Annotated in this window: 13 protein-coding genes; 9 read left to right on the plus strand and 4 right to left on the minus strand. The window is 72.7% G+C overall.

The window, feature by feature from the left end; genetic code table 11:
* The first annotated feature begins 496 nt into the window (after positions 1–496).
* Positions 497–712 (plus strand): hypothetical protein, encoded by a 216-nt coding sequence (locus BIU94_RS05910; RefSeq protein ID WP_071255311.1) that lies wholly within the window; start codon positions 497–499, stop codon positions 710–712.
* 4 nt (positions 713–716) lie between these two features.
* Here the strand turns inward: BIU94_RS05910 and BIU94_RS05915 are convergent, their stop codons facing one another.
* Together BIU94_RS05915 and BIU94_RS05920 are read right to left on the minus strand one after the other, a co-directional pair.
* Positions 717–1460, minus strand: a complete 744-nt coding sequence (locus BIU94_RS05915) for a membrane protein insertase YidC (RefSeq protein WP_071255315.1) — start codon at positions 1458–1460, stop codon at positions 717–719.
* Positions 1461–1518: 58 nt separating this feature from the next.
* Positions 1519–1827, minus strand: a complete 309-nt coding sequence (locus tag BIU94_RS05920) for a hypothetical protein (protein WP_071255317.1) — start codon at positions 1825–1827, stop codon at positions 1519–1521.
* Between the two features lie 66 nt (positions 1828–1893).
* Here BIU94_RS05920 and ybaK point away from each other — a divergent pair, with 66 nt between their 5' ends.
* From ybaK to pdxT, 8 genes are all read left to right on the plus strand, one after another.
* Positions 1894–2379, plus strand: a complete 486-nt coding sequence (ybaK, locus tag BIU94_RS05925) for a Cys-tRNA(Pro) deacylase (protein ID WP_071255320.1) — start codon at positions 1894–1896, stop codon at positions 2377–2379.
* A gap of 96 nt (positions 2380–2475) precedes the next feature.
* Entirely contained in the window at positions 2476–5082 is a 2607-nt protein-coding gene (locus BIU94_RS05930) for an ATP-dependent Clp protease ATP-binding subunit (RefSeq protein ID WP_071255322.1), read from the plus strand.
* A 636-nt stretch (positions 5083–5718) separates the two neighbouring features.
* On the plus strand, positions 5719–5955 hold the full coding sequence (locus BIU94_RS05935) for a hypothetical protein (protein ID WP_071255327.1): 237 nt from the start codon (positions 5719–5721) through the stop codon (positions 5953–5955).
* 731 nt (positions 5956–6686) lie between these two features.
* Complete coding sequence (locus BIU94_RS05940) at positions 6687–7229, plus strand: adenine phosphoribosyltransferase (protein WP_071255331.1); 543 nt, start codon at positions 6687–6689, stop codon at positions 7227–7229.
* A 192-nt stretch (positions 7230–7421) separates the two neighbouring features.
* Positions 7422–9326 carry a threonine--tRNA ligase gene (gene thrS, locus BIU94_RS05945; protein WP_071256340.1) on the plus strand — a complete coding sequence of 635 codons (1905 nt, stop codon included), beginning with the start codon at positions 7422–7424 and terminating at the stop codon, positions 9324–9326.
* 182 nt (positions 9327–9508) lie between these two features.
* Positions 9509–10054 carry an HIT domain-containing protein gene (locus tag BIU94_RS05950; RefSeq protein ID WP_071256342.1) on the plus strand — a complete coding sequence of 182 codons (546 nt, stop codon included), beginning with the start codon at positions 9509–9511 and terminating at the stop codon, positions 10052–10054.
* A 12-nt stretch (positions 10055–10066) separates the two neighbouring features.
* Positions 10067–10987 carry a pyridoxal 5'-phosphate synthase lyase subunit PdxS gene (gene pdxS / locus BIU94_RS05955; protein ID WP_071255335.1) on the plus strand — a complete coding sequence of 307 codons (921 nt, stop codon included), beginning with the start codon at positions 10067–10069 and terminating at the stop codon, positions 10985–10987.
* Positions 10984–11577 (plus strand): pyridoxal 5'-phosphate synthase glutaminase subunit PdxT, encoded by a 594-nt coding sequence (gene pdxT, locus BIU94_RS05960; RefSeq protein ID WP_139195874.1) that lies wholly within the window; start codon positions 10984–10986, stop codon positions 11575–11577. Before pdxS ends, pdxT begins: the two co-directional genes overlap by 4 nt.
* Positions 11578–11658: 81 nt before the next feature.
* On the opposite strand, the gene BIU94_RS05965 is transcribed toward pdxT, so the two are convergent.
* Both BIU94_RS05965 and BIU94_RS05970 read right to left on the minus strand, forming a co-directional pair.
* Positions 11659–13116: a lipopolysaccharide assembly protein LapB gene (locus BIU94_RS05965; protein WP_071255345.1), complete on the minus strand. Its 1458-nt coding sequence runs from the start codon at positions 13114–13116 to the stop codon at positions 11659–11661.
* The gene (locus tag BIU94_RS05970) at positions 13116–14444 is read right to left on the minus strand and encodes an AAA family ATPase (protein ID WP_071255347.1); all 1329 of its coding nucleotides are present in this window, start codon (positions 14442–14444) and stop codon (positions 13116–13118) included. The genes BIU94_RS05965 and BIU94_RS05970 overlap by 1 nt, the downstream gene beginning before the upstream one ends.
* Positions 14445–14462 lie beyond the last annotated feature (18 nt).

Raw genomic sequence — 14462 nt, forward strand, 5'->3', positions numbered from 1 at the left:
CCGAACCCGGGCCCGCACCCGCGGACTCGTCCGGACGCGCGGCCGTGTCCAGACCGCTCTCCGAGGTCGGGCGAGGGCCGGGGCCGGGGCCGGGGCCAGCCGACCCGAGCCGTGCGTCCGTCCCGGCCCCGTCGGGCGTGGTCGCTGCCGACCCGGCGCCGAACGCTCGTGCCCAGCCGGAGGTGCCCACGCCACCGGACCGCGGCGCCCGACCCGGCCGCGTCGACGAGGCGGGCTGTCCGCTGACCGCGGTCGGGCCTCCTGACCGGTGCCCGCCACCGCGACCGCGCCCGCGCTCGAGGTCCGCCAGCGCGATCCGGGCGCGCGCCGCGGCCTCCGGGGTCGAACCCGCTCCCCAGGCGACGGCCTCGAGCCGTGCCCGTTCCGCATCCACGTCGTCGTGGTCCATGCGCACTCCCGCTCTGCCGGACGTGGGTCCATCGTGGCACCGTCCGTGCGGGTGCGCGCACCCAGAACGAGGGAGTAGGCGTGACGCATGAGCACCGAACCAGCAGACCGGCACGACGTCGACCCCGAGACCCTCGAGCCGCTGAGCCACGACACGCAGTCCGGCGAGGCCGACTACGTCGCGACGAGTCCCGGCGGGTCCGGCACCGAACGCCACGTCCCGACCGCCGACGAGGAGCAGGGTCGCGGCACCGATTACGACCCCGTCGACCAGGGCCCGCAGCAGGAGGGGCAGGGCGGCTGACGCGTCACCGGATCGCGCGTCGGAGCACGGCGCGCTCCGCGGCGGTCCACGTCGCACTGGTGACGACGTAGAGGGCTGCTGCGAGCGGTGCGATCGCGGCGAACACCACCGAGATGAACGGTGCGACCCGACCGACGGTCTCGGCGGCGGCCGTCCCCGGGACGGCCGCTCCGGGCTCCGCCGGGGACACCGGGTTCCACCGCAGGTTCGCGCGCCGGCTCAGTTCGACGACGACCGCGAGCACGGCCAGCAGCAGCACGACCACCCACGCGTGCACCCACAGCGGCGACGTCAGGGTCACGACCAGGGAGTGTCCGAGCGGGACCCCGACGAGCGTGGCCTCGAGCAGGGCGTTCGCGGTGCCGCCGATGCTGCCGTGCGAGAACAGGGCGTAGACGAGCGAGAGCACCGGCGCCTGGGCCAGCACCGGCAGGCAGCCCGCCAGCGGCGAGACCTTCTCGTTCGTGTAGAGCTCCTGCACCGCGCGCTGGAGCGCCGCGGTGTCCTTGCCGTGTCGTTTCCGCAGGGCGGCGAGCAGGGGCGCGAGGCGACGACGGTCGCGTTCCGCGCGGACCTGCAGGACGGCGAGCGGCACGAGTGCGGCCCGGATCGCGATGGTGACGAGGACGACCGCGAGCGCGGCCGAGAAGGACCCCGTGACGGGGGAGAGCGCCGCGGTCAGGGCGGCGAGCAGGTCGGCGCCGCCGTGCAGCAGCGGGCCGACGAGGGGCAGGGTGGACAGGTCCATGACGTTCCGATCGATCGTGGGTGCGGGAGGCGTGTGCGGCCCGACCACCGATCGGTGGTCAGGCCGTGGCGACGACTCCCGGTGCCCGCGAGCGGACCTGTCCGTCGGCGTCCGGGTGGCTCCACGCGATGCGGGTCACGAGGTCCGGGACCGCTCTGGTGACGACGGACCCAGTACCGGCGGCGAGCAGCGTCACGAGCACGGCGAGCAGCACGCGTGCGAGCACGACGGCGGTCACGACCGCGGCGATGCCCAGCGCGGCGACGGTCAGCACGGGCACCACGCCCGGCGCGCCGGACGCCGTGGTCACCGGGAACCCGGTGACCAGCACGGCGAGGATGCGCAGCAGCGACGCGAGGACGGTCATGGTGCGATCAGCGTAGCGCCCGCGTGCCGCGCCGGACAGACGGGTCGCACGGGGGAGGATCACGACATGACCGCAGGTTCGCCGAGCACCCCAGCGACCGTCGCGCTCGAGGCGGCCGGGATCCCCTGGACGCCGCACGTGTACGAGCACCACGAGAGCGCCACCAACTTCGGAGAAGAGGCCGCCGCCGCCCTCGGGCTGCGCGAGGAGCAGGTCTTCAAGACCCTCGTCGTCTCGGTCGACGGCGCCCTCGCCGTGGCGATCGTGCCGGTGGCGAACCGGCTCGACCTCAAGGCGATCGCCGCCGCGGTCGGTGGCAAGAAGGCGACGCTGGCGGATCCTGCCCTCGCCGAGAAGCGCACCGGCTACGTCGTCGGCGGCATCAGCCCGGTCGGCCAGAAGACCCGGCTGCGCACCGTGCTCGACGAGTCGGCGCTGTCGTACGCGAGCATCTTCGTCTCCGGCGGGCGCCGCGGGTTCGACATCGAGGTCGCGCCGACGGACCTCGCGCGCGTCACCGACGCCGTCACGGCGCCGATCGCCCGGACCTGAGTCGGGTCGCCGCAAGTTCCTCGCGCACCCGGGAATGACCCGGGCCCTCCTGCGTTGCATTGAGTCGAAGGCACTCAAGTTCCCCAGGAGGTCCCTTTGCCAGACACGTTCGGCCCGACCGGCGGCAACGACTCGTTCGACGAGTTCCTCGCCCGCCTGCTCGCGGCACAGCGCACCGGTGACCAGCAGCGCGTCCGCGCGTTCGGCCGACCGGTCGACATCACCCGGCTGCTCAGCCGCCGGACCCACGAGCTGCTCCAGCACACCGCCGAGTACGCGGTCGCGCAGGGCCAGCGCGAGGTCGACGCACTGCACGTCCTGCACGTGCTCGTCCGCACCGAACCGTTCGACGCCGTCGTGCGCTCCGCCGGGGTCGACCCCGAGCGCCTCGCCGACGAGATCGAGCAGCGCCTGCCGATGGCGCACGAGCCGCTCGCCGAGCAGTCCGGTCGCCCGGCACTGACCGCCACCGCACAGCGCATCCTCGTCGAGGCGACGCAGGCCGCGCGCGGCTTCGGCAGCACGTACACCGACCCCGAGCACGTCTTCTTCGCGCTCGTGTTGGACCAGGAGACCGTGACCGGGCAGCTGCTCGCCAGCGCCGGCATCACCCCGCAGGTCATGCAGGACTACGCGGCACAGGCTGCCGCCGCCGCGAGAGAGGGGCGCCCCGTCCCCGGAACACCCGATGCCGTCGGCACCGACCAGGCCACCGACAGCGACACCCCGACGCTCGACCAGTTCGGCACCGACCTCACCGCCCGTGCCCGCGACGGGCACGTCGACCCGGTGATCGGCCGCGCCGACGAGATCGAGCAGACCGTCGAGATCCTGCTCCGCCGCACCAAGAACAACCCGGTGCTGATCGGCGAGCCCGGTGTCGGCAAGACCGCGATCGTCGAGGGCCTCGCCCAGCGCATCGTCGACGGTGACGTCCCCGCCCTGCTGCAGGGCAAGCGGGTCGTCGCGCTCGACCTGCCCGGCATGCTCGCCGGCACCCGCTTCCGCGGCGACTTCGAGGAGCGCCTCACGAAGGCGATGGACGAGATCGCGGCGCACGCCGACGAACTCATCGTCTTCGTCGACGAGCTCCACACCGTCGTCGGCGCCGGCGGCGGCGGTGAGGGCGGCGGGATGGACGCCGGCAACATCCTCAAGCCCCGGCTCGCCCGCGGCGACCTGCACCTGGTCGGTGCGACGACGCTGAACGAGTACCGCCGGATCGAGAAGGACGCCGCGCTCGAGCGCCGCTTCCAGCCCGTCACGGTGGGGGAGCCGACCGTCGAGGACGCCGTCGCGATCCTGACCGGCCTCGTCCCGCGCTACGAGGAGCACCACGGCGTCGTCTACACGCCCGAGGCACTGCGCGCCGCCGTCGAGCTCTCGCACCGGTACGTGACCGACCGGCACCTGCCCGACAAGGCCATCGACCTCGTCGACCAGGCCGGTGCACGCCGTCGCCTCGCCCTGTCGGGCGACGTCGACGTCGAGGCCCTGCGTGCCCAGGTCACCGACCTGACGGCCCGCAAGGACCGCGCGGTCGCCGAGGAGCACTACGAGGAAGCGTCCGACCTGCGCGACGAGATCGTCGGACTGGAGGCCCGGATCACCGCCGCCTCGTCGGCGGACGCCACCCGCGCCTCCCGTCCGGAATCCGCGGACACGTCGATCACGGAGGGTGACATCGCCGCCGTGGTGTCACGCGCCACCGGCATCCCGGTGACCCGCCTCGGTTCGGCCGACAAGACGCGGCTCGCCGCCCTCGAGTCCGAGCTGCACGACCGCGTCGTCGGCCAGGACGACGCCGTGCGGGCGATCGCGACCGCGGTGCGGCGCAGCCGGACCGGCATGGGCGACCCCCGTCGTCCGGTCGGCAGCTTCCTGTTCCTCGGCCCGACGGGCGTCGGCAAGACCGAACTCGCGAAGGCCCTCGCGTCGTCGCTGTTCGGTGACGAGTCCGCCATGCTCCGCTTCGACATGAGCGAGTTCGGCGAGCGCCACACGGTGTCCCGCCTGGTCGGCGCCCCTCCCGGGTACGTCGGCTACGACGAGGCCGGCCAGCTCACCGAGCGGGTCCGCCGCAACCCGTACTCGGTGATCCTGCTCGACGAGGTCGAGAAGGCCCACCCGGACGTCTTCAACCTGCTGCTGCAGGTGCTCGACGACGGCCGGCTCACCGACGGACAGGGTCGGACGGTCGACTTCCGGAACACCGTCATCATCATGACGTCGAACATCGGCTCGGAGTTCCTGGCCTCCCGCTCGGGAGCGCTCGGCTTCGCGCCGGTCGGCGCCACCGACGGGTACGCCGAGGACGACCTGCGGGCCCGCGTGATGGGCAAGCTCCGCGAGGCGATGCGGCCCGAGTTCATCAACCGCATCGACGAGATCGTGCTGTTCCGCAAGCTCGACCGGTCGCAGATCGCGTCGATCGTGTCCCTGCTCCTGCAGGACACCGCGCTCCGGCTCGTCGCGCAGGACATGGTCCTGTCGGTGTCCGACGCCGCGGTCGACTGGCTCGCCGAACACGGCTACGAGCCGGAGTACGGCGCCCGTCCGCTCCGCCGCCTCATCCAGCGCGAGGTCGACGACTGCATCGCGACCCTGGTGGTCGACGGCGCGGCCGGCGCGGGCGACACCGTCCGGATCGACGTCGCTGGCGAGACCCTGACGGCGACCGTCGCGGAGCACGCGGCACTGTAGCGACACCGCCCGCACGGGCACCCGCACGACGGCCCGGTACCGGTTCGGTACCGGGCCGTCGTCGTGTCCGCGGGCCGCCGCCCCGACATTCGCGAATGCAATTCCGGAAGAATGTGCGGGAAAGGCTTGCGCTCGGGAATGTCCTGCAGATAGTGTTCGAGCGTCGCGAAAGCCAGCGACCCGAACAGCTCGAGACCGAAAGGGGGCCGACCATGATGATTCCTGCAACCACTCCGTTCCGTGGGATGCGTGGCCGCGTCGGTACCCCGTTCCGCGTCCGCTGACCCGGGGCGTCCGACTCCCTCCCGACATCTCCGTCCGCTGACCTCGTCGTCGCGGACCGCCCGTGCCGAGCCGATCGCAGGCCGATCGCGCTCCGGTCACGGCGGATCCGCCGATCACCGATCGGCCGGTCGTCGCACACCTGATGTGCGACGGTCGGTCGGCGACGATCGGGGTCCGACGGTGTCGAGGTGCAGTCCGGCGCTCGTGGTCCGTGCATTCCCGTACCGCACCGTCCGGCATTCCCTGACGGTCGCGGCGCGCATTCCTGCGCATTCCCGTCGTCGCCCGACGACGGACGATTCCGTCGTGCCCGCGAGCCGGGCAGTTCCGTCGTGCCCGAAAGGCATCATCGTGTCCGTCAAGACCACCACCCGCCCACCCGATCTCCACCCGGCGCCGCGCCGGGTCTCCCTCGCCGACCGACTCGCGCTCCGCCTCGGTCTGGCCCTCATCATCTGGAGCCGCCGCACCCGTCGGGTCCGGCCGCGACCCGACCCGGCGACGCGCCTCCGCCTGCAGCGCGAACGGCAGGCCCGCGAGGACCGCTGGCTGCAGCAGGCCGCCGCCCCGCTGCGCCAGTGGCGCTGACGGCGCCGTGCTGCTGCGGCGCGCGGGCGCTCGGGTGCTCGGGTGCTCGGGTGCTCGGGTGCAGTTTCGCGCGTAGGCAGCTGTTCCGCGCGTGGTGAGGTGTTCCGCGCGTAGGCGGCCGTTCCTTCCGGCCCCCTACGCGCGGTTCCGCTTCCCATGTCGCGTGCGATGGGACGGAACGTTCGTGGCGGGGGTGGGGCGCGCCTCCCGAGCCCGTCGCCGTCGCGTCGGCAGGCCGTTCGTTCCGACTCCCCATGCGCGATTCCGCTTCCCATGCCGCGTGCGATGGGACGGAACGTGCGCGGCGGGGGTGGGGCGCGCCTCCCGAGCCCGTCGCTGTCGCCTCGGCAGTCCGTTCCTGCCGGCCTCCTACGCGCGATTCCGCTTCCCATGCTGCGCGCGATGGGACAGAACGTGCGCGGAGGGGGTGGGGCGTGCCTCCCGAGCCCGTCGCCGTCGGCGGTCTCGCGCATGGTGGGCGGTTCCGCGCATGGGCGACCGTTCGTTGCTGCTCCCTACGCGCGGTTCTGCATCCCATGCCGCCCGCGATGGGACGGAACGCGCGCGGCGGACCGGGCGTCGAACGTCGCACAGTCAAAGTCACCTCGGACCACGTCGCCGCACGGTTCGAGGTGACTTCGGTCGTGCGCAGCGCATCCGCGCCGACCCCACGTCCGCCGCCGCGCGGCCACCGTGTCGGACGCACCCCGGGCCTCCCGTACCGTTGTCGGGTGACCGAAACCGCAGCTGCACTCGTCGAACGCCTCACCGCCCTCGTACCGGACTTCCCGAAGCCGGGGGTGCTGTTCCGCGACGTGACGCCGGTGTTCTCGGACGCCGTCGCGTTCGGCCGCGTGTGCGAGGCACTCGCGGCACCGTTCGCGGTGGGGGCCGGGTTCGACGCCGTCGCCGGCATCGAGGCCCGGGGCTTCGCCCTCGCCGGGGGCATCGCCGCCCAGCACCAGGTCGGCGTGCTGACCGTGCGGAAGGCCGGCAAGCTGCCCGGCGAGGTGCTCAGCGAGCAGTACGCGCTCGAGTACGGCGAGGCCGAGCTCGAGCTCCGGCCCGGGCAGCTGCCCGCCGGCACCCGCGTGCTCGTGGTGGACGACGTGCTCGCCACCGGGGGGACCGGCGCAGCCACCATCACGCTGCTCGAACGCGCCGGCTACCAGGCGATCGGCTTCGCCGCGCTGCTCGAGCTCGACGGGCTGTCCGGGCGCGAGCGGCTCGAGCCGCGCCTGCCCGTCGCGACGCTCGGTGCCGTCCCGGCCTGATCCCACAGGCGCGTCCGCGGGCCCCGCGTGCGCACTAGTCTTGACGCACCAATTCGATCGAGGAGTCCCATCATCGTGACCGAGTCAGTCGCCCCCGCGCCCGCAGAGCTTCCCCAGGCACCCGAGCCCCGGACCGCGACGACGACCACGACGGGCACCGAGCTCTTCGACGGTGAGCGCGGCGTCGTCGCGATCCGTGTCGACGGCGTGCTGAAGGACCTCGCGGCCGAGGTCTTGGCCGGCGAGACCGCCGAGGCCGTCACCCTGCAGGAGCAGGACGGGCTCGACATCCTCCGGCACTCCGCCGCGCACGTGCTGGCGCAGGCGGTGCAGCAGATCAACCCGGACGCGAAGCTCGGCATCGGCCCGCCCGTCACCGACGGCTTCTACTACGACTTCGACGTCGCCGAGCCCTTCACCCCCGAGGACCTCAAGGCGATCGAGAAGGGCATGGACCGCATCGTCAAGCAGGCCCAGCGCTTCCGGCGCGTGGTCGTCACCGACGAGCAGGCGCGCGAGCTGATGGCGGGGGAGCCGTACAAGCAGGAGCTCATCGGGCTCAAGGGTGCGGCGACCGACGGCGACTCCGGCGAGAGCGTCGAGGTCGGCGCCGGCGAGCTCACCGTCTACGAGAACGTCGACCCGAAGTCGGGCGAGGTCGTCTGGCAGGACCTCTGCCGCGGCCCGCACGTCCCGCACACCCGCTGGATCGGCAACGCCGCGAAGCTCATGCGCGTGGCGGCGGCCTACTGGCGCGGCTCCGAGAAGAACCCGCAGCTGCAGCGCATCTACGGCACCGCCTGGCCCGACAAGGACCAGCTGAAGGCCTACCTCGTGCGCCTGGAAGAGGCAGCGAAGCGCGACCACCGCAAGCTCGGTGCCGAGCTCGACCTGTTCTCCTTCCCCGACGAGATCGGGTCCGGACTGGCGATCTTCCACCCGAAGGGCGGCATCATCCGCCGCGAGATGGAGGACTACTCGCGCCGTCGGCACGAGCAGGAGGGCTACTCGTTCGTCTACACGCCGCACATCACCAAGGGCGACCTGTTCGAGCAGTCCGGTCACCTCGGTTGGTACAAGGACGGCATGTTCCCGGCCATGCACATGGACGAGGCACGCGACGAGGACGGCAACGTCACCCGCCAGGGCGCCGACTACTACCTCAAGCCGATGAACTGCCCGATGCACATCCTGGCGTACCGGTCGCAGGCACGGTCCTACCGCGACCTGCCGCTGCGGATGTTCGAGTTCGGCACGGTCTACCGCAACGAGAAGTCCGGCGTCATCCACGGCCTCACCCGCGTCCGCGGCCTGACCCAGGACGACGCGCACATCTTCACCACGCCGGAGAAGATGAAGGAGGAGCTCACCACGACCCTCGACTTCGTGCTCTCGCTGCTGCGCGACTACGGCCTCGAGGACTTCTACCTCGAGCTCTCCACGAAGGACCCGGAGAAGTACGTCGGTGACGACGACGTCTGGGAGATCGCGACGAACACGCTGCGCGAGGTCGCCGAGGAGTCCGGGCTCGAGCTCGTCCCCGACCCGGCAGGCGCCGCGTTCTACGGCCCGAAGATCTCGGTGCAGGCCCGCGACGCCATCGGCCGCACCTGGCAGATGTCGACCGTGCAGCTCGACTTCAACCTGCCCGAGCGGTTCGGCATCGAGTACACCGCGGCCGACGGTTCGCGGCAGCGTCCGGTGATGATCCACCGCGCGCTGTTCGGGTCGATCGAGCGGTTCTTCGGCGTGCTCACCGAGCACTACGCCGGCGCCTTCCCGGCGTGGCTCTCGCCGGTGCAGGTCGTCGGCATCCCGGTCGCGGCGGAGTACGGCGACTACCTCGACGAGGTGGTCGCGAAGCTCCGGTCGCACGGCGTCCGCGCCGAGGTCGACCACTCCGACGACCGCATGCAGAAGAAGATCCGCACGCACACCAAGGCGAAGGTGCCGTTCCAGCTCATCGCCGGTGGCGACGACCGCGACGCCGGGGCGGTCTCGTTCCGCTTCCGCGACGGCCGACAGGACAACGCCGTGCCCGTCGACGAGGCCGTCGACCGGATCCTCACCGCCATCCGCGAGCGCGCGCAGGTCTGATGACCATCCCAGGAGGCACGGATCCCGTCCCCGGGACCGGCCGCGTCGTCGACGTGGCCGGTCCCGGGTCGCGGGCCGCTCCCGACGCGTCGGGCCCGGTCGGCGCGCCGGAGCCGACCGGTGTACCGGACCTGATCGGGGCGGCTGGTCCGGCTGGTGCCGGCGGGGTCGACGACCCGCTCGTGATCCGCGACGCCGCGACCGGCGCCGCGGTGCCGGACGCGTTCCAACGACTCTGGAACCCGCACCGGATGGCGTACATCGACGCCGGGCGCGAGGGCGAGGGCCGCGGCCACCGCGACGACTGCCCGTTCTGCGAGGCACCGCACAAGTCCGACGAGGACGCCCTCATCGTCGCGCGCGGCGAGCACGCCTACGTCCTGCTCAACCTGTTCCCGTACAACAACGGCCACCTGCTCGTCTGCCCGTACCGGCACGTCCCGCTCTACGACGAGGCGACCCCGGACGAGCTGCGCGAGATGGGGGAGCTCACACAGACCGCGATGCGCGTGCTCCGGCAGGTGTCCCGCTGCGACGGCTTCAACATCGGCATGAACCAGGGCGAGGTCGCCGGGGCGGGCATCGCCGCGCACCTGCACCAGCACATCGTGCCGCGGTGGGCCTCCGACGCGAACTTCTTCCCGATCATCGCCCGGACGAAGTCGATGTCGCAGATGCTCGGCGAGACCCGCCGACTCGTCGCCGAGGGCTGGCCCGCACAGCACTAGACTGTCGGCATCATGAGCGACAGCAGCAGCACCCCGAGCACCCCCGGCACCTCGATCACCGGCTCCGACCGCGTCAAGCGCGGACTCGCGGAGATGCTCAAGGGCGGCGTCATCATGGACGTCGTCGACGCCGAGCAGGCCCGCATCGCGGAAGAGGCCGGCGCGACCGCCGTCATGGCCCTCGAGCGTGTCCCCGCCGACATCCGCGCCCAGGGCGGCGTGGCCCGCATGTCCGACCCGTCGATGATCGAGGAGATCATCGCCGCCGTGTCGATCCCGGTCATGGCGAAGGCCCGCATCGGTCACTTCGTCGAGGCCCAGGTCCTGCAGGAGCTCGGTGTCGACTACATCGACGAGTCCGAGGTCCTGTCGCCGGCCGACTACGTCAACCACATCGACAAGTGGAAGTTCACCACCCCCTTCGTCTGCGGTGCCACCAACCTGGGCGAGGCGCTCCGTCGCATCACCGAGGGCGCGGCGATGATCCGTTCCAAGGGCGAGGCCGGCACGGGTGACGTGTCCGAGGCCACGAAGCACATCCGCACGATCAGCAAGGAGATCGCGGCGCTGCGCAACCTCAAGGAGGACGAGCTCTACGTCGCCGCGAAGGAGCTCCAGGCCCCGATCGACGTCGTGCAGGAGGTCGCCCGCACGGGCAAGCTGCCCGTCGTGCTCTTCACCGCCGGCGGTGTCGCCACCCCGGCCGACGCCGCGATGATGATGCAGCTCGGTGCCGACGGCGTGTTCGTCGGGTCCGGCATCTTCAAGTCCGGCGACCCCGCCAAGCGCGCCGCGGCGATCGTCAAGGCCGTCACCTTCCACGACGACCCGAAGGTCATCGCCGAGGTGTCCCGCGGGCTCGGCGAGGCGATGGTCGGCATCAACGTCGCCGACGTCCCCGCCCCGCACCGTCTCGCCGAGCGCGGCTGGTGAGTGCCCGGCCCCGCATCGGGGTCCTCGCGCTGCAGGGCGACTTCCGTGAGCACATCGCGTCGTTGACCGAGCTCGGCGCCGACGTGGTGCCGCTCCGTCGACCGGAGGAGATCGCGTCGCTCGACGGCGTCGTGATCCCCGGCGGCGAGTCGAGCGTGATGGACAAGCTGTCCCGCGCGTTCGGCGTCGCCGCCCCGTTGTCCGAGGCGATCCGCGGGGGACTGCCGACGTACGGCACGTGTGCCGGCATGATCATGCTGTCGTCGCGGATCGCTGCCGGGATCCCGGGGCAGCAGACGCTCGACGTGCTCGACACCACCGTGCGGCGCAACGCGTTCGGCGCGCAGAACGACTCGTTCGAGACCGACATCCCGATGCCGGACCTTGGCGAGGCCCCCGTGCACGCGGTCTTCATCCGCGCGCCGGTGGTCGAGCAGCACGGCGACGACGTGCACGTGCTCGGTGCCCTGCCGGACGGCCAGGTGGTGGCGGTGCAGCAGGGCAACGTCATCGCGAGTGCGTTCCACCCGGAGGTCGCGGGCGAGGACCGCTTCCACCGGCGCTTCCTGGACCTGGTCCGCACCGCCTGACCGCGGAGCGCCGCCGTGCACGGCGGGGCCGAGCGCCGAGCACCGAGCACCGAGCACCAGGCGACGGGCCCCGACCGGCGGTCAGGCGACGCCGAGTGCCGTCGCGACCTGCAGGCCGACGGTGCCCAGTGCCGCGGCGGCGAACACGCCCGCGAGCACGGCGTCCACCACGGCACGCGGTCGGCGTCGTCCGCCGTCAGCGCGCAGCAGCTCCGCCGAGAACCGGAACACGAACACCCGCGCGGCCAGCAGGAGCGGCACCGACCACGCAGCCCAGGAGCCGACGGACGGCGCCGACAGGGCGACGAGGAGCCACGCGGCGAGGGCGGCCAGGCCGCTGAGGAGCGCTCCGCTCCGGTCGCTGTCGTCCTCGCGGCGGCGTCCCCGGTCGGCGACCGTTCCGGCCCACAACCCCGATCGCACCTGGGTCCGTCGACGGGCGATCGTGATCGCGCTCCGCGCGGCCGATTCGAGCAGGAGCGCGACGGCGAGGACCGCGACGAGCGTGGCGACGGGGTCGCCGTCCGGTGGCACGATGCCGGCGAGCAGCACCACCGCGATGCCGGTTCCGACGATCCACGTGACGGCCGTCAGCACGAGGACGACCGGCACGAGCGGGATGCGACGCGCGGTCCGGCGGAGGAGGCCGCGGGGGAACGTCACGAACGAGTTCACCTCGGCCACCAGCACCCAGAGAGCCACGACTCCGGTGACCGCCCAGCCGAGGGCCTTCGTCACCACGTTCGCGCCGCCGCCCGCCGCCACGTGGGCGCCGAGGACCGAGGCGAGCAGCAACCAGGTGACGATCGCCACCGGGATGGACACGAGGTTCCAGACCCCGTGGTCCACCCGGCGGAGGGCCTCCCACGACGTCGGGTGCTGCGCGAGCACCTGGGCCGCGTTGGCGACCCGTCCCGGTGCGTGCATCGCCGATCCCGCCGCGAGCATCACCCACTCGTTGTTCGGGTCGAGTTCGAGGGCGCGGTCGAGGGCGGCCGTCGCCTGCGGCCGGTAGGTCTCGTCCGTCCAGGACAGGGCGCGGTAGCACCCGGCGGCGTCGGCGAGGAGCACGGCGTCGTGCGGGGCCAGTTCGAGTGCCCGGTCGAGGGCGGCCGCGGCCCGCGGCACGTCGGCGAGCGGCCAGATCTGCTCCTCGGTGATGGTGCGCTTGGCCCGAGACCACCGGGTGTGCGCGAAGGCCCAGAGCAGGTGCGCCTGCGCCCAGTCGGGGCTGCGGTCGAGCAGCCGGTCGGCCGCGCGCTTCGCCTCGAGCCGCTCGTTCGTGTTGAGGAGCGCGTTGAGTCGGGTCCACATCGCGCCAGCGTGCTCGGGGTCGATCGCCAGTGCGCGTTCCGCGGCGACCCGGCTCGCCGTGTGGTCGTGCCGCGCCCGTTCCGCTCGGGCGAGCGTCGCCCAGAGCCGCACGTCGTCCGGCGCGCTGGCGACCGCCGCCGCGAGGACCGTCCTGGCTTCGTCGGGGCGCCCGAACCCGAGCAGGGCGTCCGCGCGTTCGACGACGACGTCGACGGCGTCCGGCATCAGAGCTCGCGCTCCTCGCGCAGCCACTCGGCCATGTCGTCGTACTCGCCGCTGCTGTTCGAGTACTCCGCCACGTTGCGGGCGGCCTGTACCCACGGGCCGATGGAGGGCTTGACCTCCTTGAGGGCGTCGCGCAGGTCGGGCATCCGCACCGGTCGCACGGCGCCGGAGCGGATCGAGTCGGTCATGGCCTTCTCGGCCGCGGTCGTGACGAGGTGCTCGAGGTCGGCGCCGGAGAACCCGCGGGTCCGTCGGACGAGGTCGTCGAGGTCGATGCCCTCGATCGGGCGCTTCCGCAGGTGGCCGCGGAGGATCGCCTCGCGGGCGTCCTCGTCCGGCGGGCGCACCAGGACCATCCGGTCGAACCGGCCCGGGCGCTTCAGCGCGGCGTCGACGTCCCACGGGTGGTTCGTCGCGGCGAGCACGTAGACGCCGTCGTTCTGCGAGTCGACGCCGTCCATCTCGACGAGGAGCTGGTTCACGACGTTCCGGAACGACGACGAGGTGTTGCCGCTGCGCTTGCCGCCGATCGCGTCCATCTCGTCGAAGAACAGCACCGCCGGGGCGTGGCGCCGTGCCTCGCGGAAGACGCGGTGCACGTTCTTCTCACTCTCGCCGATGAACTTGTCGAGCACGTCCGTCAGCGTCACGGACAGGAAGTGCGCTCCGAGTTCGCCGGCGATCGCACGGGCCAGGAACGTCTTGCCGCACCCGGGCGGCCCGTACAGCAGCAGGCCCCCGCGGAGCTGCTTGCCGAACGCGGCCGCGATCTCCGGGTGCGCCATCGGCTGCAGGAAGGACTCGTCGATGCGGCGCTTCACGACCTCGAGGCCGCCGACGTCGGCGAGCCGGACGGTCTCGCGCCGGACCTCGACCACGGGGTCGGCGTCCTCGGGCACGGCGGCGACCGCCTCGCCGTCCTCGGTCACCGCCCGCTCGAGGAACGGCGGCTCGGTCGGGTCGGCGATCGACCGCTCGAGCGCCGACCAGTCGATGCCGTCGCCCTGCGCGGACGTCGCCGGGCCCGCCGTCGGCCCACCGCTCCCGGCCCCGCCGGCGGCCGAACCGGGGCCCTCCGAACCGGAGTCCGCCGCACCGGGGCCGTCCGCACCGACAGCTGGCGCCGCAGCGGCGGCCAGGGCGGACGCCCGCACGATCCCGGCGGCCTGCGCGTCGTCCGGTGCCTGCTGCAGCACGGTGCCCGCCTGCTCGATCGCCTCGCCGTGCCGTCCGGCGTCGGCGAGCAGTTCGGCGTACCGCAGGCGCAGCGCGCGGTCCTCGGGCAGCGCGGCGACGGCCGCGGCGAGTGCGGACAACGGATCGGTCATGCGTCCCCCTGGTGGTTC

The sequence above is a fragment of the Curtobacterium sp. MMLR14_006 genome, from assembly GCF_001864985.1.
Taxonomy (GTDB): Bacteria; Actinomycetota; Actinomycetes; order Actinomycetales; family Microbacteriaceae; genus Curtobacterium.